Annotated in this window: 22 protein-coding genes, 1 pseudogene and 1 riboswitch; of the genes and pseudogenes, 7 read left to right on the forward strand and 16 right to left on the reverse strand. The window is 63.0% G+C overall.

Translation table 11 applies throughout. The features are described from left to right. Positions 1-386: 386 nt before the first annotated feature. Both AC16HO_RS12525 and ahcY read left to right on the forward strand, forming a co-directional pair. Positions 387-980 carry a hypothetical protein gene (locus AC16HO_RS12525; protein WP_395644333.1) on the forward strand — a complete coding sequence of 198 codons (594 nt, stop codon included), beginning with the start codon at positions 387-389 and terminating at the stop codon, positions 978-980. Between the two features lie 358 nt (positions 981-1,338). Next, positions 1,339-1,426, forward strand: a riboswitch (S-adenosyl-L-homocysteine riboswitch). Between the two features lie 14 nt (positions 1,427-1,440). Next, the gene (gene ahcY / locus AC16HO_RS12530; protein ID WP_395644334.1) at positions 1,441-2,871 is read left to right on the forward strand and encodes an adenosylhomocysteinase; all 1,431 of its coding nucleotides are present in this window, start codon (positions 1,441-1,443) and stop codon (positions 2,869-2,871) included. Between the two features lie 411 nt (positions 2,872-3,282). On the opposite strand, the gene AC16HO_RS12535 is transcribed toward ahcY, so the two are convergent. The 3 genes and pseudogenes from AC16HO_RS12535 to AC16HO_RS12545 all read right to left on the reverse strand — a co-directional run bounded on the left by AC16HO_RS12535 (position 3,283) and on the right by AC16HO_RS12545 (position 4,825). Further along, the gene (locus AC16HO_RS12535) at positions 3,283-4,080 is read right to left on the reverse strand and encodes a restriction endonuclease (RefSeq protein WP_395644372.1); all 798 of its coding nucleotides are present in this window, start codon (positions 4,078-4,080) and stop codon (positions 3,283-3,285) included. Positions 4,081-4,253: 173 nt separating this feature from the next. Next, a complete protein-coding gene (locus AC16HO_RS12540; protein ID WP_395644335.1) occupies positions 4,254-4,547 on the reverse strand; it encodes a helix-turn-helix domain-containing protein in 294 nt (97 codons plus the stop codon). Continuing rightward, positions 4,540-4,825 (reverse strand): annotated as a pseudogene (locus AC16HO_RS12545) (type II toxin-antitoxin system RelE/ParE family toxin). The gene AC16HO_RS12540 and the pseudogene AC16HO_RS12545 overlap by 8 nt, the downstream one beginning before the upstream one ends. 209 nt (positions 4,826-5,034) lie before the next feature. Here AC16HO_RS12545 and AC16HO_RS12550 point away from each other — a divergent pair. Then, positions 5,035-5,616: a TetR/AcrR family transcriptional regulator gene (locus tag AC16HO_RS12550; protein WP_395644336.1), complete on the forward strand. Its 582-nt coding sequence runs from the start codon at positions 5,035-5,037 to the stop codon at positions 5,614-5,616. Next, positions 5,600-7,015: a nitrilase-related carbon-nitrogen hydrolase gene (locus AC16HO_RS12555; RefSeq protein ID WP_395644337.1), complete on the forward strand. Its 1,416-nt coding sequence runs from the start codon at positions 5,600-5,602 to the stop codon at positions 7,013-7,015. Before AC16HO_RS12550 ends, AC16HO_RS12555 begins: the two co-directional genes overlap by 17 nt. A gap of 271 nt (positions 7,016-7,286) precedes the next feature. On the opposite strand, the gene AC16HO_RS12560 is transcribed toward AC16HO_RS12555, so the two are convergent. The 4 genes from AC16HO_RS12560 to AC16HO_RS12575 all read right to left on the reverse strand — a co-directional run bounded on the left by AC16HO_RS12560 (position 7,287) and on the right by AC16HO_RS12575 (position 10,051). Beyond that, the gene (locus AC16HO_RS12560) at positions 7,287-7,439 is read right to left on the reverse strand and encodes a hypothetical protein (RefSeq protein ID WP_395644338.1); all 153 of its coding nucleotides are present in this window, start codon (positions 7,437-7,439) and stop codon (positions 7,287-7,289) included. Positions 7,440-7,664: 225 nt separating this feature from the next. Beyond that, positions 7,665-8,144, reverse strand: a complete 480-nt coding sequence (locus tag AC16HO_RS12565; RefSeq protein ID WP_395644339.1) for a VOC family protein — start codon at positions 8,142-8,144, stop codon at positions 7,665-7,667. Positions 8,145-8,221: 77 nt separating this feature from the next. Continuing rightward, the gene (locus tag AC16HO_RS12570; RefSeq protein ID WP_395644340.1) at positions 8,222-8,680 is read right to left on the reverse strand and encodes a YciI family protein; all 459 of its coding nucleotides are present in this window, start codon (positions 8,678-8,680) and stop codon (positions 8,222-8,224) included. Positions 8,681-8,875: 195 nt separating this feature from the next. After that, positions 8,876-10,051 carry a TolB family protein gene (locus AC16HO_RS12575; RefSeq protein WP_395644341.1) on the reverse strand — a complete coding sequence of 392 codons (1,176 nt, stop codon included), beginning with the start codon at positions 10,049-10,051 and terminating at the stop codon, positions 8,876-8,878. 278 nt (positions 10,052-10,329) lie between these two features. Here AC16HO_RS12575 and hslO point away from each other — a divergent pair, with 278 nt between their 5' ends. After that, positions 10,330-11,217 (forward strand): Hsp33 family molecular chaperone HslO, encoded by an 888-nt coding sequence (gene hslO / locus AC16HO_RS12580; RefSeq protein WP_395644342.1) that lies wholly within the window; start codon positions 10,330-10,332, stop codon positions 11,215-11,217. Between the two features lie 43 nt (positions 11,218-11,260). Here the strand turns inward: hslO and AC16HO_RS12585 are convergent, their stop codons facing one another. Both AC16HO_RS12585 and AC16HO_RS12590 read right to left on the reverse strand, forming a co-directional pair. After that, positions 11,261-11,818 carry a DUF3228 family protein gene (locus tag AC16HO_RS12585; RefSeq protein ID WP_395644343.1) on the reverse strand — a complete coding sequence of 186 codons (558 nt, stop codon included), beginning with the start codon at positions 11,816-11,818 and terminating at the stop codon, positions 11,261-11,263. 10 nt (positions 11,819-11,828) lie between these two features. Beyond that, positions 11,829-14,276, reverse strand: coding sequence for a zinc-dependent metalloprotease (locus AC16HO_RS12590; protein WP_395644344.1), 2,448 nt, complete (start codon positions 14,274-14,276; stop codon positions 11,829-11,831). A 179-nt stretch (positions 14,277-14,455) separates the two neighbouring features. Between AC16HO_RS12590 and metF the strand changes: the two genes are divergently transcribed. Then, complete coding sequence (metF, locus tag AC16HO_RS12595) at positions 14,456-15,289, forward strand: methylenetetrahydrofolate reductase [NAD(P)H] (protein ID WP_395644345.1); 834 nt, start codon at positions 14,456-14,458, stop codon at positions 15,287-15,289. A gap of 4 nt (positions 15,290-15,293) precedes the next feature. Here the strand turns inward: metF and AC16HO_RS12600 are convergent, their stop codons facing one another. Beyond that, positions 15,294-17,051, reverse strand: coding sequence for an aspartyl/asparaginyl beta-hydroxylase domain-containing protein (locus AC16HO_RS12600; RefSeq protein WP_395644346.1), 1,758 nt, complete (start codon positions 17,049-17,051; stop codon positions 15,294-15,296). A 30-nt stretch (positions 17,052-17,081) separates the two neighbouring features. Between AC16HO_RS12600 and AC16HO_RS12605 the strand changes: the two genes are divergently transcribed. Continuing rightward, positions 17,082-17,375 carry a DUF6916 family protein gene (locus AC16HO_RS12605; RefSeq protein WP_395644347.1) on the forward strand — a complete coding sequence of 98 codons (294 nt, stop codon included), beginning with the start codon at positions 17,082-17,084 and terminating at the stop codon, positions 17,373-17,375. On the opposite strand, the gene AC16HO_RS12610 is transcribed toward AC16HO_RS12605, so the two are convergent. The 6 genes from AC16HO_RS12610 to AC16HO_RS12635 form a co-directional block, all read right to left on the reverse strand. Further along, positions 17,362-17,904: a GNAT family N-acetyltransferase gene (locus tag AC16HO_RS12610; protein ID WP_395644348.1), complete on the reverse strand. Its 543-nt coding sequence runs from the start codon at positions 17,902-17,904 to the stop codon at positions 17,362-17,364. The two genes, AC16HO_RS12605 and AC16HO_RS12610, sit on opposite strands and share 14 nt — an antisense overlap. Before the next feature lie 5 nt (positions 17,905-17,909). Continuing rightward, positions 17,910-18,533, reverse strand: a complete 624-nt coding sequence (locus tag AC16HO_RS12615) for a hypothetical protein (protein WP_395644349.1) — start codon at positions 18,531-18,533, stop codon at positions 17,910-17,912. 16 nt (positions 18,534-18,549) lie between these two features. Then, positions 18,550-19,077, reverse strand: coding sequence for a phage tail protein (locus AC16HO_RS12620; RefSeq protein ID WP_395644350.1), 528 nt, complete (start codon positions 19,075-19,077; stop codon positions 18,550-18,552). A gap of 8 nt (positions 19,078-19,085) precedes the next feature. Next, positions 19,086-19,607: a phage tail protein gene (locus tag AC16HO_RS12625; RefSeq protein ID WP_395644351.1), complete on the reverse strand. Its 522-nt coding sequence runs from the start codon at positions 19,605-19,607 to the stop codon at positions 19,086-19,088. Between the two features lie 13 nt (positions 19,608-19,620). Further along, on the reverse strand, positions 19,621-20,136 hold the full coding sequence (locus AC16HO_RS12630) for a phage tail protein (RefSeq protein ID WP_395644352.1): 516 nt from the start codon (positions 20,134-20,136) through the stop codon (positions 19,621-19,623). Positions 20,137-20,154: 18 nt separating this feature from the next. Continuing rightward, the coding region (locus AC16HO_RS12635; RefSeq protein WP_484335481.1) for a beta strand repeat-containing protein at positions 20,155-22,421 on the reverse strand (2,267 nt) is incomplete at its 5' end.

Below are 22,421 nucleotides of genomic sequence, written 5' to 3' on the forward strand. Positions count from 1 at the left end.
TGTTCAAGCAGCAAGATCCAGAGCAGCAGAATAAGATTCTGCAGAAGCAACAGCGAAAGCAAAAACCATCAACCAACCCGGGGGCCACTCTCAACTAATCCGTGGTCCGAGAAAACCCGGCAGGTCAGGTGATCTGCAGCGGTTATGGGATTCTCTACAGTCTCCAATAATGTATTCAGTGTGCTCAATCCGTTGACTATCGCTCCTGTAGCTGCCGCTCAATACTATGGATTTGGAGTGAGATCGTATTGGTACGATCTTAGGCTGCTTGAAAAAGACGGCGGCGCCAGACAATGAACACTGCCCGGATGAAAATATTCGCGATTCTCGCATTTCTATCAGTTACCGGGTGCACGAGTAGCGTAGTGCATACCTATAGCATGCCTGTGAAAAACGATTCAGCTAATGAATACGGCAGGCTGCCTGAAAGAACACCTCGATACACAAGAGAACTTTCAGCCCGGACCCAACCGAATTTATATGACAATGATGTCTCTTACCGGTTTCAAATGTCGAACAGCTTGAACATGCAGGATGGCAGATTGATACCTGACTCTGCGCCAGATAAACCGCTTTTGATAACGGTGCGTATAGGGTTGGGTAAGAGCCTTCTTGGCTATAGATATGAGCTAAACGGAATTTTAACTTTGGCTTCCGGGGCAGTGTTACATCCAATTAAGACTTATGTTGAAAAAATATCCTTATGCTCCTCAAGTAGTACTGCACCATCGGCCTCGAGTATTGATCTAAAAAGCAAGTACGTCGAAGTGGATCCAAAAATTAGTTCGATGTATGAGGTGCGTGAGTCGAGTGATCATGTGAGTTTTTCGTATGGTTGCGTGGTGTTCGGATATGCGGAACCGGTGTCTGTCTATAGCGTTTTCAGCGTAAACTTCGGGGATGTTAAAATGTCAGATGGTCGGATTATTCCGATGGATGTGAAATTTTACCCGTTGGTATTAGAGTTCAAGCAGAAATAAACACAGAAAAGCGCAAATGTGTTAAACGAGATTGCGCGCTTCTAGAAACCATAGCTCCATCATTCCAGCATACCTCTGCCTGGGCTTTCACCAGTCGAAGGGCTGATCATCCAGTGCCTCCGCTTTCGCAACCCAACGCACGCAAGGTTGCTGGATTCCCGCCAGAAGCACGCGGGAATGACGGCAAAGGGCGCCGGGGCATTGCGCGATCCGCAGGGCCGACCGAACGGCACGAGTCGTAGCAAACGCGTGGCGTCCAGCGATAACATCTTTTTATCGCGATTTAGAGATATAATTGCCCCAGCGTCGCGTTCGAGCCAGCCGCCGCAGGCGGCCGCTCAACGCGACAGATACCTCTCCTGCCGAGGGGCGCTGCATTTCCGCAACCACGCGGAATCAGGCTCGGCGGGCTTTCGGGTCACCATTCCGAACCGCGCCCGCAATCACTGGAGTGAATCCGATGAACGCCGTCGTAAAACCCACGGAACACAAAGATTTCAAGGTCGCCGACATGTCGCTCGCCGACTGGGGCCGCAAGGAAATCGATATCGCCGAGCACGAGATGCCGGGCCTGATGTCGATCCGCAAGCAGTACGCCGCCGCCAAGCCGCTCAAGGGCGTGCGCGTGACCGGCTCGCTGCACATGACGATCCAGACCGCGGTCTTGATCGAAACGCTCAAGGACATCGGCGCCGATGTGCGCTGGGCCTCGTGCAATATCTTCTCGACGCAGGATCAGGCCGCCGCCGCGATCGCCGCCACCGGCACGCCGGTGTTCGCGTGGAAGGGCGAGACGCTCGAAGAATACTGGGACTGCACGCTCGACGCGGTCACCTTCCCCGGCAACAAGGGCCCGCAGCTCGTCGTCGACGACGGCGGCGACGTGACCCTGCTGATCCACAAGGGCTACGAGCTCGAACAGGGCGACAAGTGGGTCGACTCGCCCTCGTCCTCGCACGAAGAGCAGGTGATCAAGAACCTGTTGAAGCGCGTCGCCAAGGAGCGCCCGGGCTTCTGGACCGGCGTGGTCAAGGATTGGAAGGGCGTCTCCGAAGAAACCACGACCGGCGTGCACCGCCTCTACCAGATCGCCGAAGCCGGCAAGCTGCTCGTGCCCGCGATCAATGTCAACGACTCGGTGACCAAGTCGAAGTTCGACAACCTCTACGGCTGCCGCGAGTCGCTGGCCGATGGCTTGAAGCGCGCGATGGACGTGATGCTCGCCGGCAAGGTCGCGGTGGTCTGCGGCTACGGCGACGTCGGCAAGGGTTCGGCGCACAGCCTGCGTGCCTACGGCGCGCGCGTGGTCGTCACCGAGATCGACCCGATCAACGCCCTGCAGGCGGCGATGGAAGGCTTCGAGGTCAACACGGTCGAGTCCACGCTCGGCCAGGGTGACATCTACGTCACCACGACCGGCAACAAGGACGTGCTCACGCTCGATCATCTGACCAAGATGAAGGACCAGGCCATCGTCTGCAACATCGGCCACTTCGACAACGAGATCCAGGTCGACGCGCTCAAGGCGCTGGCCGGTGTCAAGCACACCAACATCAAGCCGCAGGTGGACAAGTATACTTTTGCCAACGGCAACAGCATCTTCCTGCTTGCCGAAGGCCGCCTCGTCAACCTCGGCTGCGCCACGGGCCACCCGAGCTTCGTCATGTCGAACTCGTTCTCGAACCAGACCCTCGCCCAGATCGACCTGTGGGCGAACAAGGACAAGTACGAGAAGACCGTCTACCGCCTGCCGAAGAAGCTCGACGAGGAAGTCGCGCGCCTGCACCTGGAAAAGATCGGCGTGGTGCTGACCAAGCTGACCGACGCTCAGGCCGCTTACCTTGGCGTGGACGTGAACGGGCCGTACAAGCCGGAGCACTACCGCTACTGATTGGCTTGCGGGTCATCGCAGATTGAAGCAAAACGGGCGCCGCGAGGCGTCCGTTTTGTTTGGGTGGGTCAAAAGTGGATTCTGACTCCAGTTTCCACATCCCACGGTTCGCCAAAGGGGGTTAACCTGGCCTTGCCGAGAGTACTTTGCGAGGTTGCCGAAGACATACGGTTCAGTCGCAGAACGTTTGTCAACAACGTCTGTGATCGTCCATTCAAATTGGCCCATCGGCATAGTGGGCGCCTTGACTATTGCATCGATCAATTTTTGTTGATCGAGCTCTCCCAGTTTAATGACCCGTGCCAGAAAATAGCGCCCTCTTCGCATCTTGCCCCCTTCCATCACTTGCTTATAGCTTGCCGTAACGCCAAGGTAAAACAACACCTCGGGTCAGAGTGCACTTTTTCGTGCTCATCGCACGCCTCGACAAAGAGGAAACGCCGAACATCCCCAGAACTTCTGCCCCGTCTTCCGGTTACTTCGTTCCACCATTGGCTTTCCGCATTTTGGACAGGCCGGCGGCGCGATAAGCGTGGAAGTAATTGCGGCGATTTCGGCGGTTTGAACTATGCGTGTCGTTTGCGTAGACGCGGTTTGCACTTCACGCACCATCCGCAGCAATTCCTCGCCGCCGATCAGCTCGATCGGCTTGTCTTTCGCAAATTCCTGTGCGTCGCGGGTGTAGGTGCCGCTGCACGCGATCTTCACTTCGTCCGCTCGATGATGAGCAAGCAAGCCGTACATCTCGCGCACGACCTTCGCGCCCACCTGCCTTTGCCGCCATTGCTTGCATTGCACGAGCACGCGGCGACCGTTCTTGCTCAGGACGAGGTCGATGCCGCCATCGGCGCCACCGAGTCCGGTTTCTTCGACCATGTAGCCTTGGCGGCGAAACGCTTCGCCGACGAGTTGCTCGAAATGTCTCCAGCCGAGCGCGGCGATGCTTTCCAATCCTTGCTGCGCGTCGAACAGCTTGCGGCGGTGTCGTTGCTTCACCCACGACATTACCGCGCCGATCAGGCCGACGACCAGCACAAACCATGACATCGGCACGTAGAACGCCGCGACAACGGGTGCGAATGGATTGCCTTTGACGAACATCGGCAACAAGGTGCGGATCGCAAAAAATCCGCCCACGCCAAAGACGGCGCCTACCGGCCACGGCAGCGTCGCAAGATTCTCGATCTGATTCCCCTTCGCGCGTCCCATGCGAATCCCCCCGATTCTTTGGGCAACATAACGCTGCGATAGCGCGACGTCAAAGCCACCCGTAACTTCGCCGTCGGAATTGTGATCGTGTTTGCCGAATCGCACCAAAAGTGGCGCCAGATTGGGGCCGAACAGGCGAACAGGGGTCAGAACCACTTTTCATGGACCGTCGGCTACGCCTCGACCAGTTCCACCCTCACTTGCCTCCCCAGCGCGTGAGCGGCCTTGCTCAGCGTTTCCAACGTGAGGCCAGCATCGCTTTCGTCGAGTAGACGATCGAGCTGCGAACGACTGGTGCCCATGCGTTCGGCGAGTTCTTTCTTGGTGATGTGTTCGGCCTTCATTGCTTCATCGATCTGCCAGGCGATCACGCGCTTGATAGCGGTCGCCGTCGCTTCGGCGAGCATGCCGTCGTCGGCGAGGAAGTCGTCGAAGTTCGAGCCGATGGAATTCTTGCGCTTAGCCATTGTGTACCTCCGATCTGCGTTGCCTGGCGATCTTCAAATTCGCCGCCGGTGTCTTGACCGATTTCTTCACGAACCCGTGCAGCAGCACCATGGTCGAACCCGAGACAGTGAACAGCACGCGCTATCCCTTGTCCGATCCTGCTGCGCACTTCCCACAGACCCGCTTCCATCTTGCGCACCAGCGGCATGCCGAGCGGCCAGCCGAACTGCACGGTCTTGATGTCTTCGCCGACCGCCTTGCGATCCTCGCGTTTGAGGTCGCGCAACCAGTCACGCACAGGCTAATCGCCAGACGCGGCGGCATAGAAGTGAACCTGCAGGATCGGCGTCACGAATGAATTGTACTTTTTTTAGTACATAAGTCAATCACCGATTTGCCCGGAAGAACTGAGCGCCGAACAAAAATTGAGCCGGGTTTATTTTTCGCGCGCTTGATAGCCCATTCGTTTGGTTGCATTGCCGCAATCATCATGTATACACTGTATACATGACTCGACCAACGACTGCCGAAAAGATCCTCAAGGCCGCGCACAAGGTGTTCGAGCGCGAGGGCGCGGACGCGGTGAGCATGCGTCGCGTAGCCGATGCCGTGGGCATCACGCCGATGGCGATCTATCGCCATTTCCCCAATCGGGATGCGCTGTTGAAGAAGCTCTCCGACGACAGTTTCAACAGCGTCGCGCACGAATGGGAATCGCGCTCGCGCAACCCGAATGTGCTGAAGCGGCTGATGGCATTGCTCGAGCCGTATCTCGACTACGCGCTTACGCATCCGCACCTGTTCGATCACGCCTTCTCCGTGCGTCGCGACGATGCACGACTGTTTCCGGAAGATTTCCGCGCGCGCCGATCGCCCACCTTCAACGTCACGCTGGATGCGGTGATCGACGGCATGGCCAAGGGCGTACTGAAACAGGATGACCCGCACGACGTTGCGATGAGCTTGTGGGCGCACGGGCACGGCTTGATCGCCCTCTACCGCGCTGGACGCTTCAGCTATGACGAGGCGCAGTTTCGCACCTTCTTCATCAAGTCCGTGAGGAGACTGCTCGATGGCATCAAAGTCTGAGCGTTTCGCGCTGCCCGCCTGGCTGGCCGCAACCACGCTGTCCGCGATTTTCTGGTGGTTCGGCAGCGGCGTGGAACCACAGTGGTGGCTGACCTGGCTCGCGCCATTGCCAGTGCTGTGGCTCGCGCCTCGCGTGCGCGCGCACTGGGCAGCCTTGGCGGCCTTTGTGGCATACACCGCCGGTGGGTTCAACGCCTGGGACTACCTGCACACCTACATCGGCATGCCCCTGCCGGTAACGGTGTACGGCATCTGCTATGCCGGCATCTTGCTGACGCTGTGTGTGTTGCTGTTCCGTCGATTGTTGGTGCGTGGCCATGCATTGGCAGCCGCGCTGGCGGTGCCAACCACCTGGGTTGCGATCGAGTACATCAACAACGCCCTCTCGCCCTACGCCACGTTCTTCAATATCAGCTACACGCAAATGGACGCGCTTGCCATCGTCCAACTGGCCGCCGTCACCGGCATCTGGGGAATCGGCTTTCTTTTGCTTCTGGTGCCGGCCGCCGTCGCGGTGCAGGCGGCGCCGCAATCCAAACCGCGCGATCGAGTCGTGGCCATGGCGCTCACGGCGCTGCTCGTCATCGCCGCCATCGCCTACGGCGGCTGGCGACTTCAGGCACCGGCAACCGGAACGATACGCGCCGGCCTGGTATCGCTGGACAAACCCACCGCCGCTGCATTGAACACGCCCGAGGGACAGGCATTGGCCGCGCGTTACCTCGATGCGTTCAACCGCCTCACTGCCGCCGGCGCGCGAATCATGTTCATCCCGGAGACGTCGTTCACCACCACCGAAGCGACGATTCCCGCGCTCGCCGAGTTCGCCACGCAACGTGATCTGATCGTAGGAGCCGGTGTTGCTTTCAACGGCGACCCGAACGCGAAACGCAATGCACTGATGGTGTTCCAGCCGGGTGCCACATCACCTGCCGCGTACTACAAACATCATCTGCTCATCGGCCTTGAGCACTACACTCCGGGCGACAGCTATACCCTGCTCGATGGCACGCCGCGCATCGGCCTTGCGATCTGCAAGGACATGGATTATCACGACATCGGCAACGCGTATGCGGCGCGGCGCGCACAACTGATGCTCGTGCCTGCTTCGGATTTCGTCGTCGATGGCTGGCTGCACAGCCGCATGGCGATCATGCGCGGCGTGGAAAGCGGCTTTGCCGTCGCGCGCGCCGCGCATGCCGGCCGGCTTACGCTGAGTGATGATCGCGGCCGTGTCGTCGCAGAAGCCTCCAGCGAACGCAGCGACGCCGAATTGGTCGGCGACCTGCCGCTCCGCGAAACGCACACGCTCTACACGAGTTGGGGTGATTGGTTCGCGTGGCTCGACCTCGCCGCGCTCGCGGCATGGCTGCTGCTGGCCTTGCGGCCACGCGATTGAGCGAAAGTCGACTCTGATCCCGGCTTCCGAGCGAAACTGGACTCTGGCCCCCAGTTTCGGTTTCGGGGAGGCGACACACAGTGCTGCAACGTAACGAAAGGGCCTCAAAATGCCACCGTGCGACCCACGCCGACGTGTTCGTATCTGGCCCATCAGTTGTGGAGAGGCCACCTCCGACCGGCTTGCGGGTTGCAGTCGATCCAGATCACGTCCTGCCGATCGGGCGCCCATGCGCGCGCGGGCGTGCCGCCGCGCTTGCGGGCAGGTTTGCTCACCATCGCTCGGCCCCGACGCGCTCGTCGACGGGCATGGCTTCGCCGCTGTGGTTTTGCCGATCGAATCTGGCCAGGCGCTGCTCCAGCGTGAGGAACACATTCTCTACCGGCGTGACAACGACGCGACCCGCTTCAACAACGATGCTCACGCGCTGGTCCGCGCGCAGATGCGCTGCGGCGCGCGATCGCCGCCGGCAATCGCACACCCAGATTGTGGCCCCACTGATTGATGTCCAGTTCGACTGCCGCCATGACGCGCTCCGCCCGATATGTTTATACGGCGTCTAGGCTTTGTCGACTCCAAACGCAACCATGGAAATGCAGCGCAACGCACCGCACTCTTTGCACCCGGCTTCCCGGCACACCTGGCCGCCTCAGCCGCGCCGCGCCGCCTCGATCTTCGCGACATCGATCTTCTTCATCTTCATCATGGCATCGAACGCGCGCTTGGCTGCTGCGCGATCCGGATCGGTGAACGCGGCGGTCAGCGCGCGCGGCGTGATCTGCCACGACAGACCCCACTTGTCCTTGCACCAGCCGCAGGCGCTTTCCTGACCGCCGTTGCCGACGATCGCGTTCCACAGGCGGTCGGTTTCGGCCTGATCGTCGGTTGCGACCTGGAACGAGAACGCTTCGCTGTGTTTGAACGCGGGGCCGCCGTTCAAGCCGAGGCAGGGGATGCCCATGACCGTGAACTCGACGGTGAGGACATCGCCCTGCTTGCCGTCGGGATAGTCGCCCGGTGCGCGATGGATGGCCCCCACCGCGCTGTCCGGAAACGTTTCGGCGTAGAACTTCGCGGCATCCAGCGCAGTGCCGTCGTACCACAGGCAAATCGTGTTCTTGGCGATCATTTTTCTTTCTCTCATGGAAGAAGGATGGGATCGGCGATGCGGCGCAAGGTCTTGCGCCCGTTGCGCCCTGCTCTTGCTCAGCTGCCGAGGCCGCCGAAAGCGCCCGCCGGACCGAGCGTTGCATCGAGCTTCTCGCGCACGCGGCTGCGAATTTCCTCGGTCTGCGCCGTGGTGCTCTTCTGCAAATCGGCAAACTCGTACAGCGGCCGGATTTCGATCTCGCTCGGCCCCGGCATCGGATTGGGGCAGCGCTTGACCCAGGCAACCGCTTCGTCCATGTCCTTGACTTGCCACAGCCAGAAGCCGGCGACCAGTTCCTTGGTTTCGGCAAACGGCCCGTCGATGACGGTGCGGGTGGCGCCGTCGAAGGCGATGCGCTTGCCGTGTGCGGAGGGCTTGAGGCCGTCCGCGGCGAGCACGACGCCGGCGTTGACCAGCTCTTCGTTGAATCTGGCCATTGCCTCGAAATCTTCCGGTCGCGGAAGAATGCCCTTTTCGCTGTCTGTAGTCGCTTTCACCAACACCATCACGCGCATCGTCTGTCTCCTTGGTTGACCGACTTTATCGGCCTTGCACGGAAACGACGAGCGGCGTTCGCGGAAATCGACATTGCCCCGAATTTTTTTAGCGGCGCCCAACGCGGACGGAAATGCAGCCTTCAGGGTGCGTCTTCGCGGATCGCGCAAGCCGCGACATCGATGGCTCTCGCCGTCATCGGATGCACCTGCGCCTCACTCCGGGTTCTTGAACCGGATCAGCATCAGCGAGAGATCGAACATGCGGTGAGCCTGGCCGCCGTAGTCTATGCCGAGCGTGCCTACGAGCAGCCGTCCGTCGGGGCTGACGTCGGATGCCACGGCAATGGCCGGCTTGCCCAGATACTCCGGCGCGCCCGGATCATTGAAATAGGTCAACCGTTCGCTATGCGCGCCGCTGGCATCGGTGAGGTAATACTCGCGCGTGATCTTCTGCTTTTTCCAGTCCCGATCGGTATCGTATCGGTAGGCGGAATCCTGGTTCGACATGTAGATCACGTGCTGGCCACGCGTCACGTCGGCGTCTTCCTCCCAAAAGGTCGGCGTCCTGGTCAAGTTGCGGCGCTGCCCGCTGGCCGGGTCGAGCGCATAGGTATCCATGCCGAACACGTCCTGCCCGTCGAGGTTGCCGGAAACCAGCCACTGTCCCGAGTCGAACTGTCCCATGTACGTGACGTAGTTGCCCTGCGCCGGGGTGTAGCCGATACGGATGTCGCGCAGTTGCAGGCCGTCGTGGCCGTCGTCGACATCGGCCTGCATGACGCGCCAGTCGCCCCACTTCTTCTTGCGATCGTTCGCATAGCGCTCGGTCCACAGCAACCGGCGACCATCTTTGGAAAAATGCGGATTGACCACCGCCATGTAGTCGACCCTTCCCTGCAAGACGCTGCTCGGGTATTCGATATCGGTCAAACGCGTGAACGCCCCGGACTGCCGATCGTACGCCCACAGGTTGCAAAACAGGCCGACGCCGGGGTCTCCCGTGCTCGCAACCCGATCCAACGCGTGCGAGTTCTCCTCGGCGATGAACACCAGAAACCGACCGGATGGACTGAACACCGCGTTGCCGCTGTTGCGCCGGAACGGATCGCCGGGCCGGCCCGTTATCTGCTGCACAACGTGGCCATCCAGATCGCTGATGTACACGTGGTAGAACCCGGTACGGTCGTCTTTTCGATCGAAGGCAACGCGCGTGCCCGACGGGTCGAAACGCGGACGCGCTCCGGATTGCTGGAGCATGGTGATGCTCTCGACGAGCGGACTCTTTGCCGGGCACTGCCTGACCTCGCGGCAAAACCGCACGTCGCCCGGTTCCGCGCTGCCTGCAGTCACGCCGTTGCAAGCGGTGAGCCCGGCGAGGGCGGCCAGCAACGCTCGGACCACACCCGTTCTTGCGATGCGGGATGCGTTTCCGCCAACGGGAACGTCTTGAAGCCGGCGTGTGAACATGTTCGTCTGGACAAGGAATCGCGGTGATCGGCAACGGTGCACCATCGTTTACATCAGCAACGCCGCAGCGCCCGCATCGTTGACGCCCGGTGGCGAATCGCATGGGTTTCCTCTTGCAACGTGCCGGGTCCGCCCGCATACACTGGCGTCCTGTGCGGCGGCCAGCCGCTTTCGATTCCAACGATTCGACCCCGCAAGTCATGACCACGACCAACGATTTCCTGCACCGCTTCCAGCTCGAACGCGCCGGCGTGCGCGGCGCCATCGTGCGCCTTGACGAGGCCTGGCAACGGATCCGCGCCAACGGCGACTACGGCGGTCCACTCACCGAACTGCTCGGCCAGACCGTGGCCGCGAGTGCGCTGTTCACCAGTTCGATCAAGTTCGAAGGCCGACTTTCGATCCACCTGCGCGAAAGCGGCGCGCTGCGCCTGCTGTTCGCCGATTGCACGCACGATGGCCAGCTGCGCGGCATCGCGCGCTGGGACGGCAGTCAACCGCAATCGCGCGTTTCCCTCGAAGCCGATGCGCGCCTTGCGATCACGATCGAGAATGCGGTGACCGACACGCGCTACCAGGGCCTCGTGCCGGTCGAACATGGCGAACTCGCCGGCGCCTTCGAAGGGTATTTTCAGCGCTCGGAGCAGTTGCCGACGCGGCTCGCGCTCGCCGCGAGCGCAGAGCGCTGCGGCGGCTTGATGCTGCAACAGGTCGCCACGGCCGGCGGCAGCGTCGCGGTCGGCGATGCGGACGGCTGGAACCGCGCCGAGCATCTGCTCGCCACGCTGACCGAGGACGAACTGCTCGACCTGCCGCCGCAGGAGGTGCTGCTGCGCCTGTTCCACGAGGAAGACGTGCGCCTGCAACCCGCGCAGCCGCTCGCATTCGGCTGCACCTGCTCACGCGAGCGCGTCGGCACGATGCTGCACTCGCTCGGTCGCGCGGAGAACGAAGCCGTGCTCGCCGAGCAGGGCTCGGTGCAGGTCACCTGCGAGTTCTGCAATCGCCGCTATGTGTTCGATGAAACCGACGTCGCCGCGGTGTTCGCCGACGAACCGCCGGCGGCAGCGGCGCCGACGCGGCATTGAGTCTGCGCTTCCCTTCTCCCGCCGGGAGAAGGGAAGAAAAAAACTACGGCCGCCAGTTCGCGTTGTGCTCCCAGAATTCGACGCTGCGCCGGTACGCCTCGCGATCCAGCGCCACGCCCGAACCGCCCTCGCCCACGCCGAGCGCGTTGCGCATCATCGTGATCGGCGCCATCGGAATTTCCTCGGGCGTTGCGGTGTAGAGGCAGCCGACCACGCCCCAATCGACATCGATCGGCGAGCCTTCCTTCGCCAGTTGCTCGCGGCTGTAGAGAATCACGATCAGATACGCCGCGACCGGCGCCTCGACACCCTCGAACCAGCGCACGAGCACCGGCAATTCCTCCTTCGTGCGCGCCTCGTAGGCCGAGCGCAGCAGATGCCGATTGTCATCGGTGATCGGCACGGTCAGGCAGCGCGTCGAAGTCCAGTTGCGATGCACGTGCAGCTTGCAGAACGGCGCGTAGCCGTCGAGCACCTGGAACGGCGCCTGCTCGCTGAGGCGGCGCTCGAATTCCTCCGGAGTGCAGTCCTGGATCGTGTTGCGGCGGCGTTCCTTCGGGAACAGGCGCGCGCGGGCGAACGGCGTGAGAATGATCGACATCGGCGCAGCATCAGATCGGCGCGCCGGGCGGGATCACGGGCAGCGGCCGCAGCTTCACCGACTTCGGATCCGCGAGATATCTGCGGATCGTTTCCGCGGCGGACGCACGGCTTGTCGCAGTCGCGTCGCTACCGCCCTGCTTCGCCAGCCACGCCTGCCACAGCTGCAGCGAAGCGCGCACATCGGCGTCGACCTGCGCATGCAACTTGCCATCGTCGAGCGCGTGCAACAGCGCGTCGAGCACGACCCAGTTCGCCGCGGTTTGCACGGCCGTCGCCGCGGGCGCGACGCCGTCACGCGGCGTCTGCTGCCAGGTGCCGCGAAACACCGCATCGAGCAGATCGCCGACGCCGGGCTGTTGTGCATCGCGCGCGTGCTGCCAGGCAAGACGATTCATGCGTTCGGGCGCAAACAGGAACGAGGTTGTCTGCGCAGCCGCGGCTTCGACGGCAGCGAGCGGATCGAACATCGGCGCCGCCTTCGTCGCGAAGTACTCGCGGCTGCGCGCGTATTCGTTGCCGGGAGGGGTGACGAGGTCAAGCACGTTCGCCGGTAGCGCGAGAGTGTCCGCGCCAAGCGTCGCGACGAGGCGCGCGAGTGCGTCGCGTTGCGTCTGCGCCGGCACCGGCGTGGACCCGGCCTGGCGGTCGGCCGCCAACGAATAGGTGTAGCTCGCGCCGCCGAGCAGGCGCGCGACCGCTTCGGTCTGGTAGCGATGCAGCAGATATACCGGCACGAGGCGCGCTTCGAGTTCGCCGGCCTGACGATCGGGCGGCAGTACGCCGATCGAGAAGTTTGCAAGTGCGCGACGGCGCGCGGTCAGCAGCGCATCGAAGGTCTTCAGCGTGTCGGGCCCGGAATCCCAGAGCAGGCCGTCGGGCTCCGCGTCGCCGGGGTTGCGCGCATCCTGATCGCTGATGTAATGAAAGCCGGCCTTGGCGATGTCGGCACGCAACTTCGCCAACGACGAGTCGTCGCTGCCGGGCGCAAATTGCGCGTAGGCATGCGCGACGATGAAGTCGTCCCACGGGCCGACACCGACGCCGTAGGCGTGGTCGAGCGATATCTTCCCGTCGGCACTGAGCGTGAGCAGCGGATGCGGATAATCCATGACCGAGCCGTTGCCGAGCCGGCTCGCGGCGAAGTTGTGGGCGAAGCCGAGCGCGTGCCCCACCTCGTGCGCGGCGAGCTGGCGCAGGCGCGCAAGCGCCATCTGCTCGGCCTCGTTCTTCAATTCCGTCGCGTTCGCCTTGTCGTACGGCGCGAGCAGGCTTTCGGCGATGAGGATGTCCTGGCGTACGCGCTGCGAGCCGAGGGTGACGTTGCCGCGGATGATTTCGCCCGTGCGCGGATCGACGATCGGCTGGCCGTACGACCAGCCGCGCGTGTAGCGATGCGCCCAGGTGATCAGGCTGTAGCGCACGTCCATCGGATCGACGCCTTCGGGCAGCAGCTCGACGCGATAGGCGTCCTTGAACCCCGCCTTCTCGAACGCCGTCTTCCACCAGTTCGCGCCTTCGAGCAGCGCGGAGCGCACGGGTTCGGGCGTGCCGCGATCGAGGTAGAACACGATCGGCTTCTTCACGTGCCCGGCGGCGTCGATCTTGTCGAGGCGGAAGCGCGGCTGCACGCGATAGTCGATGCTCGAAGCGAGCGGCTGGGCGAAGTCGTACCAGCCGACGCTCAATCCGCCCGAGGCCGGATGATAGGCACGTGGCGCATAGCCCGGGGCAGGCAAACGCACGAAGCTCAGATGCTGGCGCACGGTGACGCTCTGCGGATCCATCGCCACGTCCTTGACGAACGCGCCCTCGCCGGGCCCGCGAAAAGTGACCATCGCCTCGAGTTCGGTGTTGTCGGGGAAACTCTTCGCCTCGGCGAGCGACACCGCGCTGCGCTTGTCGTCAACCTCGTACTTGCCTTGCTTGGTCTCGCTCAGGCGCTGGGCGATGCCGTGGCGATCGGAAGTCAGCAACGAACTCACATCGACAAGCACTGCGCCACCGCTGCCCTTGCGCTCGCCGACGACGTCGCCCGCCCACAGCACCGATTCGGCGAAGGCCTGGCGCACGCTGAGCGCCTCATCGGCGTTGTTCGACAGTGCGCGGAACTTAGTGTTGTCCTCGACCAGCAGCACGCGCGCACCGACGCGGCGGAATTCGACCAGGTGCGAATCGCTGCTCTGGCCGCGATCGAGGCCGACGTCGTTCGAACCCAGCCCCCACGGCAGCGAGCTCATCATCAGGAACGGCTGCGCGAAAGCGTGCACGCCGAGCAGGACGCGGCCCTTCGCATCGTCACAATAGACGTCGAAGAAACCGGCGATGTGTTGCATGCCCTGCGTCGCGCCGCTGACATCGGCAACAGCTTTCCTGTCCACCGTAGGCGAGGGCTCCGCCGCCGCGGATGCGAAAACCAGTACTCCCAACAGCATGCCTGCGAATCGTGCGTTGCGCATTGCGACCTCCCACCTGCGATGGCGAATCCGCCGATTGTGCCGGGACCGCGCCGCATTGCCCATGGGCCGGAATGCACGGGTCGCGCCCGGATCGGGCAAGCCCTGCTCGCAGGTCAATATCGCTTCATCGCGACAAAGAGATATATACTCGCGACTTCAGCAAACTTCCCTGTGCCACGATGACGCCGATCAGCTTCGAATTCTTCCCGCCGAAAACCGACGAACAGCGCGCAACGCTCGAAGCAGCGCTGCCGAAACTCAAGTCGCTCAAGCCCGACTACGTGAGTTGCACGTTCGGCGCGGGTGGCTCGACGCTGAGCTACACGCCGGAAACGATCCGCCATCTGCGCGAGGAGCACGGCCTCGACGCCGCACCGCACCTGTCCTGCGTCGGCGGCACGCGCGCGGAAATCGGCAAACTGGTCGAAGCCTACAAGGCGATGGGCTGCAAGCGCATCGTCGCGCTGCGCGGCGACCTGCCCTCTGGCATGGCCAGCTACGGCGAGTTCCATTACGCGAGCGACCTGGTCGAGTACATCCGCCGCGAGCACGACGGCTTCTTCCACATCGAAGTGGCGGCCTACCCCGAGATGCACCCGCAGGCGGGCGACGCCCATGCCGACCTCGCCAACTTCAAGCGCAAGGTCGAGGCCGGCGCCAACGGCGCGATCACGCAGTATTTCTACAACCCGGATGCGTATTTCCGCTTCGTCGACGACGCACGCCGCGCCGGCATCACGGTGCCGATCACGCCGGGCATCATGCCGATCACGCAATACTCGCAGCTCAAGCGATTTTCCGACATGTGCGGCGCCGAGATTCCGCGCTGGATCGCCAAGCGCCTCGAGGCGTTTCGCGACGATGCCGATGCGATCCGCGACTTCGGCGCCGACGTGGTCGCGCAGCTCTGCGAGAAACTCGTCGCCGGCGGCATCCCGGGAATCCACTTTTATACTCTGAACCGCGCCAGGGCGACGCTCGCGATATGCCAGCGACTCGGTTTGGGCGGCTGAAACCTCAGCAGCCCGCGTGCGCCCGCAACCGCGCGAACCAGTCCTTCACCCACGCATTGACGCGCGCATCGATCACCAGATGCACGCGATCGCTGTCGCCGCGATTGACGATGCGGTGCGGAAGGTCGAAATTGAGATACCAGCATTCGCCTTCCGCCAGAGGCACCCTCTCGCCGCCGAGCGCGAACTCGACCCGCGCATGCGTGTATACCGGCACATGCAGGCGCACGACGCCATCTTCGAAGCGCAGGCCGGGATCGCGGTGCTCGCGAATCCCGGCGCCGGCCGCGAGTTTCAGGAAACGCACCGACTCGATCGCACATCCGAGTTGCGCGAGAAAGCGGGGAATGTAGCGGCAACGACGCATCGCCTCCGTATCCGAGAACTCCCCGCACGAAGGGTCGGCGTACAGCGGCGAGCGCCCATGCGCCTGTGCGCGCAAGGCAATGCCACTCCATTCACCGTCGTAGTACTGCGCGTTGAAATGCGCATGCCAGCCTTGCGCGGCGACCGCGGCGAGATCGGCACGCAGCGCCGCAAGATCGCAATCGAGCGGCAAGCGCAGCCGGCGCAACACCGTGCGGATCTCCTCGAGCGCGCGATACGGTGCCTGCATCCAGCGGCCGACGCTCTCGTACATGCCACGATCGGCCGTGGCACGTTTCGCCTGCGTGTCCGCCACAAAAGGCTCGAAGGGCCGCTTCGCATGCCTCGCGCCGGCTTGCGCGAGATGCTTGGCAGCAGGCGCGCAGCCGAGGTCGAACTGCGCCGCCACGCGGCTGACGACCGCTTGCGGCAGCTCTTCGTAATGCAACAGATTTTCGCGTCGGGCATGCGGAACGATGGCGGCGCAGATCGCACCGAGCACGCAAGCCGCATGCGCTTCCCGCGCCAGAAGCGCGCCTTGCGCGTCCTCGGGCAGCCAGGCATCGGCGAGCATGCCCGGCACGGTGTGCCTGCCGGGCTCGCGCCGGTGCGAGGCCAGTACTTCCAGCGGATCGCGGTAGACGAACAGCCACGGCGTGCCAAGGCGAGGGGCGATGTCGGCGAAGGCCAGCGCATGCCAGGCATCGAGCTTGAGTATCACGCCGCGATCACTTCCCGCCGGCTGTGCCAGCGCTGCGACCACGCCGCGCAACAGCAAGCCTCGTGGATCATGGCCGGAACGTCCCAAACCCATTGCCGTATCGAGCACGTCCGGCTCGCTGACGACACGCACCCCGGGCCAGGCCTTGAGCATCTGCGCGACCAGGGTCGAACCGCAACGCGACATGTGGAAGATCAGGCCCTTCAGCGGCAACGCTTCGGCCTCCAGTTCGGCGACGAACCTATCGTCGAGCGGCGTCGATACCTTGAACAGGCGGTTGAACGGGCGCATGCGCAAATCCAGCATCTGCTCGCCGTGGAACGGCGCATCGGCACGCGGCATGCCGCAAGCCCAGACGAGTTCGGCGCCCTGCGCGCCCCATTCGAGCGCGACCGGATGCCAACGTCGCCGTGCCGCAGCCGGCCAGTGCGGCAAGCGCACGGCGATCTGCGGCAACGGGAACGGCAAATCCAAATCCGCATCGGATCGATCCGAGGATGCGGCGGTTCGCAGCGTCGCGACGAGCGCAGCGCGGAACGATTCCTCGCGATTCATTCCGGCCAGCGCCGCCGCCCATTCCGGATCGCTCGCGATCCGCTCGGCGAACATCGCGACGGCGGAGGCCGCCAGTCCCGTCGCGGGCGTGTTGGCGTCAAGGATGTTTGGTGACATCATGCGACGATTCGCTCTTTCCAAAATGCAACGATGCTGGAACGACTTTCTTCCGCCGACTTCGCCGACCTGCCAGACGGAAAACTGATCACGCTGGTCGATGGAGAAAGCATCGCGCTCGATGTCGCCGAGATTCGGGAATTCACCCCGTCGCGTACGCGCGCGGCGACGCCATTCGCCCTCATCTTGCGCGAACGCGATGCCCACCGCACCCTGCCACAAGGCATCTACGAATACCGCCACCCCGTACACGGCCCGCTGCATCTGTTCACCGTGCCGATCGGTCCGGACGCGGACGGCATGCGCTACGAAATCATCCTGAACTGACCGCAACCCGCGGCTCGCGGCGCAGAAATTCGTAGACGCCGCGGTTCTCGACGAGACGAAAACCGAAGCGCGCGTACAACCGGCGCGCGGGATTGTTCGGCTCGACGTGCAGCACGATCGCGCGCGCGTCGCGATCCGCCTCATCAATCAGCTCACCCAACAGCGCCGTGCCGATGCCGCGCCCGCGTCGCGTCGGCAACAAGGCGATGTCGATCAGGTTGATCGCCGCCTCCTCGCGCGCGATGTAAATGCGGCCGATGGCTTCGTCCGCGTGCAACACGAGCAGGTAGTCCGCGGCCGGATAAGTTTGCCGGTAGTAACGATGTTGCAGGGAAAACTGCTGGGCCAGAAACGCCTGCTTCTGTTCTTCGGACCACGGCACCGGCGCCAGTTCCTCGCTGCGCGTGCTCGCATAGAGCGTGCCGAGAAACTCGAGATCGTTCTCGCCCGCCGGACGAAAACCTATCGAGGGCATGCGCCCGGCCTTCGCACCGAGGAAGGCACGCGCGGAATCGACGGAGCGGTTCACCACGATCAAGCCGCCAGCAGCTCCACGGTCAGCACGACGTAGGAAAAACCCGCCGCTGCCTGCGTGCTTCGGCACGCAAGGGCGTATTCTCGGCAGTCGCCCCCGGGCTCGCGCAGGCGATAGCTCGCGATCGACATTGCGCCCCTGCCTGCAGTATCGATCGCCAGCACATACCTGCCCGATTCGGCGGGGATGGTGACGGGCACTTTTTTTGCGCCAGAACGCACGGACATTCGCAATCCGTCCGACTGCGCATGGCAGGTCACCGCGGCATGATGCGACTGCGCCATCACGCCATCGGGTTCACGCCAGGCGTGCCAGAAACGGTGCGTGTTGCGATCGCCGTAGTGTGCCTCCAATGCGAACGGCAGACTCGATGCCGCACCGCACACCCGGATGCGGCACGTGCCCGACATCCCCTCCGCGGCACGCACTACGGCGAGACGCCCGTCTTCATCTGCGCGCAGAACGCGAACGGCCGGCACGGCGGCTTCCCTCGATACGGCAGAACGCACGATCTGCGGCAACAAACCGAATCCGGCCACGGCGGCCACCCATCGGAAAATGGAGCGTCGCCGCTCGTCGCAAGGTTGCGGTCCAAGCGCCTCGCCTGCCTTTGAAAGCTTCATGAATACGGGACTCCAATCAGTTGCGTGCCGGGAAGATGCCCTGCAGCGCAATCACGAAACTCAAGGCCAGGCCCGGCATCATGTTGTTGTGCGGCTGCGAGCCTCCGTACGTCGGCACCGCACCCGGGTTCATCGGCGTCGGATTGTTCGCCGGCGCATACAGCGCGCCGCCCTGGCTCGCGGCCAGCGACGAGCCGTTTTTCGGCGTGTTGTAATAGCTTCCGCTGCGATTGCTGTAGGCGCGCATCGAGTGCTGGTGGCTGGGCACTTCATTCGATGTCAGCGTGTGCGTGGCAGCGCCCTGCGTCTCGCCCACAACCCATGGCGACAGCCCCGGCCCCTGTCCCGAACCGACCGGCACGGCGCCCTGCAGATTCGGCAGCGCAAAGTTCGACGTGCCATTGCCGCCGTAGTTGGTGCCGATCAACGAGAACAGCGCCGTATTCTGCGAAATCGGCATGATCTGGCCGTTGCACAGGGCATAACCACGCGGTGCGAAATTGCCCGCGAATATCTTGATTTCGGCGACGAAGGGTTCGGACATGGCCAGCCTCAATTCTGCGATGGAAAAATGCCGAACAAGGAGATGATGAAACTGACGCACAGCGACGGTTGCCAGTTATTGTGCGGTTGACTACTGCCGGCCGCCGGCGGCAGGGCTGCCGCATTCAAGCCGACATTCGGCGACGAGTCGGTATAGGCCTTGATCGTCGTACTGCCGGCGAGCACGTCGTTGCCTGGTCCGGCCACGCTCCCCGCATCGCCGCTCGCCAGCATCGCATGTGTATGCGCGGGATATTGATTCGTGGTCAAGGTAACGCTCTCGACACCTGCCATCTGGCCGATCACGTAATTGCCGAGCCCCAAGCCTTGCCCCTGGTGGATCGGCACGCGCGAACGCAGATCGGGCAACGCGAACGTGCTGACGCCATCGCCGCCATATGTGGTTCCGATCAGCGTGAAAAGTGCTTCATACGCAGCAATCGACTGCAACGAGCCGTTGCAATACGCCCAGCCCACGGGAGCGAAGTTGCCGGCAAACAGGCGAATTTCGCCAATGAAGGGATCGGCCATGTCTCAGCTCCGCTCAGTTGCGCGATGGGAAAACGCCGAGCAGCGCGATGCACGCGCTGACGACCGTGAACGGCTGGCGGTTTTCGTGCGGCTGACTGCCGCCTGCCGTCGAAACGGTGGCGGAGTTCAACGTCACCGCATTCGTCAGAGCGGGCGCATAGGGACTCTGCGTGCTCGACGCGAGCACATTGTTGACCGGCCCGCTGCTCGAAGCCGTATCGCTGGATCCCGCCGGAACATGCGTGTGCGTCGGTACTTCGTTCGCGATCAAGGTGTGTGCTTCCTCACCCATTCTCTGTCCGAGAGCGACCGGACCGAAAGTGCCCGTGCCCCAATGCATGGGCACGCGCCCGCGCAAATCGGGTAACCCGAAGGTTTGTACGCCATTGCCGCCAAAGGTCGTGCCCAGTATCGCAAACAAGGCCTGATTCTGCGCGATCGGCAAAAGTTGCCCGTTGCACTGCGCCCAGCCTTTCGGCGCGAACGCGAAACCGAACATGCGGATTTCACCGATGAAAGGCGTGCTCATGACTCTCTCCTGCTCATCTCACGGCGCTGTCGCGCAGACCGCCGCACCGAAGCCATTCACATTACCTTGGCTGGTATGGTCGGCGATGCTCGGACCGGCTGGCCCGGAGAGCGTATTGCTGCCATTCAAATACGCCTGTACCGCGCTATCGTTGGTGGCCGGGTTGGCGTATCCCTGGATGCGGAACACGCTGGAAGTTGTATTCTGTAGCACGCTCAGGCCCACCGCATCGTATTGGGAATTGCCGGCAGCCGTTCCCGCCGCCGCCGAGGTGTTGCCGCTAGCGTTCAGACAAACGGTCGAACTGGAACCGACCGAGATACCGTCGAGACCGCTGATCTGCACCATCGACACCGTGTTGCTGAGTACCGAGGCGTTGAGTGTGCCGGTAGTCGAAGTGGCACGGATGCCAACGCCGTTTCTGATCTGGTAGACCTTGTTGTTGCTCACATCGACCGTGGCGGTGCCCGTGCCGGCGACATCGACGCCGATGCCATCGCCGCCGAGCGCACCCGAATTCGCCGTTGCGGCATTGCCGATCGTGTTGTTCTTGATGTGTCCGGTCCAGGTGCCGCTGCTGTTGACCTGCACCTGGATCGCATCGCCGTTCGTGCCCGATACCGTGTTGTCGTGCAGATTGAACGTGCCTGACGCCAGCGACGTGGTTTGCAGGAAGACACCCACGACCGCGTAGTTGGCGATGGTGCTGTTGGCGACAGTCAGCGGTGTATCGGTCGCGTAAACGCCAGAGCCTGTGGTGCTGCTCAGATTCATCCAGTTCAACGCCACCGTACCGGCATTGCTCAACTGCACCGCGCCACAGCCCGCGATGCCAGTGCTGCACGAGCCTGAAATTACACCGCCGCTGCCCGCGGTCGCACCATCGCCGGTGACCGTGAAACCGGTGCCGCCGACATTGGTCAGGCTGATGCCCGCGGCATTCGCGGCTCCGATACTGTTCGCGGTGATACGAACGAACGTGAAACTGCCGCTGGCACCGTTCAACTTGACCGCAGTCGCACCGTTCGAGGTCGCCCCGACGTTGTTCTGGATCGTTATCCCCGAGGGCGCGCCGGTGTTGCTCAACGCGATCGTGCCGGGCGTGGACGAGGTATCTATGTCCAGCGAGCTGATCGTGCTGTTGCTGCCGACCAGAGTAACCGCGCCCTTGAGCACCGGCTTGCTCGTCGCTCCGGTGTTGCCGATGGTGATGCCGGAAATAGCCGGCAGCGCCGTGCCCTGGCCCCACAGGATGACGCCGGCGGCGAGCGAGATGGCGCCGTTGGTGCTCGTCGGCGCCCCCGCGCTCTGAACAAAGATCGTGTCGCCGCTCGCAGCAGAAACCCCGAGCAGGGTGTTGAACGGTGACGACGACACGCCGTTGCCGTTCGTGCCCGCGGTGCCGTTGACGTACCAGACTCGCCCACTCACCGTGATCGTCACCGTCGCCGGCGCGCTGGTCTGCGTGGTCGAATCGGTGACCGTGTACTTGAATGTGTCGGTGCCGGTGAAACCGGCTGGTGGCGTGTAGACGAACGCGCCCGTATTCGTGTCGAGATTGGTGATGGTGCCAGACGGCAGTTGCGTGATCGTGATGTTGAATCCGCCGGAACCTGTATCGTTGGCCAGCAACAGGGTCGACGAAGACACATACGGTGTCGCCGGAGTTGCGACGCCAACCACGAGGGCGGTATTACCTACCGTCGTATACGTATCGTTGGTGGCCACCGGCGGATTGGCGTATGTGTATTGATCCGCCGCACTCGTCGCGCTGGTGCCACCAGCGGTCGTCACCGTTACGTCAACCGTGCCCGCACCCGCCGGTGCAGTCGCCGTGATCTGCGTCGAGCTGTTCACGGTGAACGACGTGGCATTGGTTGCGCCGAACTTCGCCGCTGTCGCACCCGTGAAGTTCGTGCCGGTAATTGTCACCGTCGTGCCACCCGCCACCGGGCCCGTGGCCGGACTGATGCTCGTCACGCTCGGCGCGGCGAGGTAGGTGTATTGATCCGCAGCGCTCGTCGCACTAGTGCCACCAGCGGTCGTCACCGTCACGTCAACCGTGCCCGCACCCGCCGGCGCGGTCGCCGTGATCTGTGTGGAACCAATGACGGTGAATGGCAGCGCGCTCACCGTTCCGAATTTCACCGCTGTCGTACCGGTGAAGTTCGTGCCGGTGATCGTCACCGTCGTGCCGCCCGCGGTCGGGCCGGAAGTCGGCGCGATCGACGTTACCGTCGGCGCGGCGACGTAGGTGTATTGATCCGCTGCGCTCGTCGCGCTGG

It is taken from the genome of Rudaea sp., from assembly GCF_057139185.1.

What these genes read in the sequence shown, in the direction of transcription:
- AC16HO_RS12555 (WP_395644337.1), top strand. Translation starts at nt 5,600, where the DNA reads ATGGCATCAAAGTCTGAGCGTTTCGCGCTGCCCGCCTGGCTGGCCGCA.
- AC16HO_RS12550 (WP_395644336.1), top strand. Translation starts at nt 5,035, where the DNA reads ATGACTCGACCAACGACTGCCGAAAAGATCCTCAAGGCCGCGCACAAG.
- AC16HO_RS12590 (WP_395644344.1), bottom strand. Translation starts at nt 14,276, where the DNA reads ATGCGCAACGCACGATTCGCAGGCATGCTGTTGGGAGTACTGGTTTTC.
- AC16HO_RS12535 (WP_395644372.1), bottom strand. Translation starts at nt 4,080, where the DNA reads ATGGGACGCGCGAAGGGGAATCAGATCGAGAATCTTGCGACGCTGCCG.
- metF (WP_395644345.1), top strand. Translation starts at nt 14,456, where the DNA reads ATGACGCCGATCAGCTTCGAATTCTTCCCGCCGAAAACCGACGAACAG.
- AC16HO_RS12565 (WP_395644339.1), bottom strand. Translation starts at nt 8,144, where the DNA reads ATGATCGCCAAGAACACGATTTGCCTGTGGTACGACGGCACTGCGCTG.
- hslO (WP_395644342.1), top strand. Translation starts at nt 10,330, where the DNA reads ATGACCACGACCAACGATTTCCTGCACCGCTTCCAGCTCGAACGCGCC.
- ahcY (WP_395644334.1), top strand. Translation starts at nt 1,441, where the DNA reads ATGAACGCCGTCGTAAAACCCACGGAACACAAAGATTTCAAGGTCGCC.
- AC16HO_RS12625 (WP_395644351.1), bottom strand. Translation starts at nt 19,607, where the DNA reads ATGGCCGATCCCTTCATTGGCGAAATTCGCCTGTTTGCCGGCAACTTC.
- AC16HO_RS12630 (WP_395644352.1), bottom strand. Translation starts at nt 20,136, where the DNA reads ATGAGCACGCCTTTCATCGGTGAAATCCGCATGTTCGGTTTCGCGTTC.
- AC16HO_RS12620 (WP_395644350.1), bottom strand. Translation starts at nt 19,077, where the DNA reads ATGTCCGAACCCTTCGTCGCCGAAATCAAGATATTCGCGGGCAATTTC.
- AC16HO_RS12570 (WP_395644340.1), bottom strand. Translation starts at nt 8,680, where the DNA reads ATGCGCGTGATGGTGTTGGTGAAAGCGACTACAGACAGCGAAAAGGGC.
- AC16HO_RS12600 (WP_395644346.1), bottom strand. Translation starts at nt 17,051, where the DNA reads ATGATGTCACCAAACATCCTTGACGCCAACACGCCCGCGACGGGACTG.
- AC16HO_RS12585 (WP_395644343.1), bottom strand. Translation starts at nt 11,818, where the DNA reads ATGTCGATCATTCTCACGCCGTTCGCCCGCGCGCGCCTGTTCCCGAAG.
- AC16HO_RS12605 (WP_395644347.1), top strand. Translation starts at nt 17,082, where the DNA reads ATGCTGGAACGACTTTCTTCCGCCGACTTCGCCGACCTGCCAGACGGA.
- AC16HO_RS12540 (WP_395644335.1), bottom strand. Translation starts at nt 4,547, where the DNA reads ATGGCTAAGCGCAAGAATTCCATCGGCTCGAACTTCGACGACTTCCTC.
- AC16HO_RS12615 (WP_395644349.1), bottom strand. Translation starts at nt 18,533, where the DNA reads ATGAAGCTTTCAAAGGCAGGCGAGGCGCTTGGACCGCAACCTTGCGAC.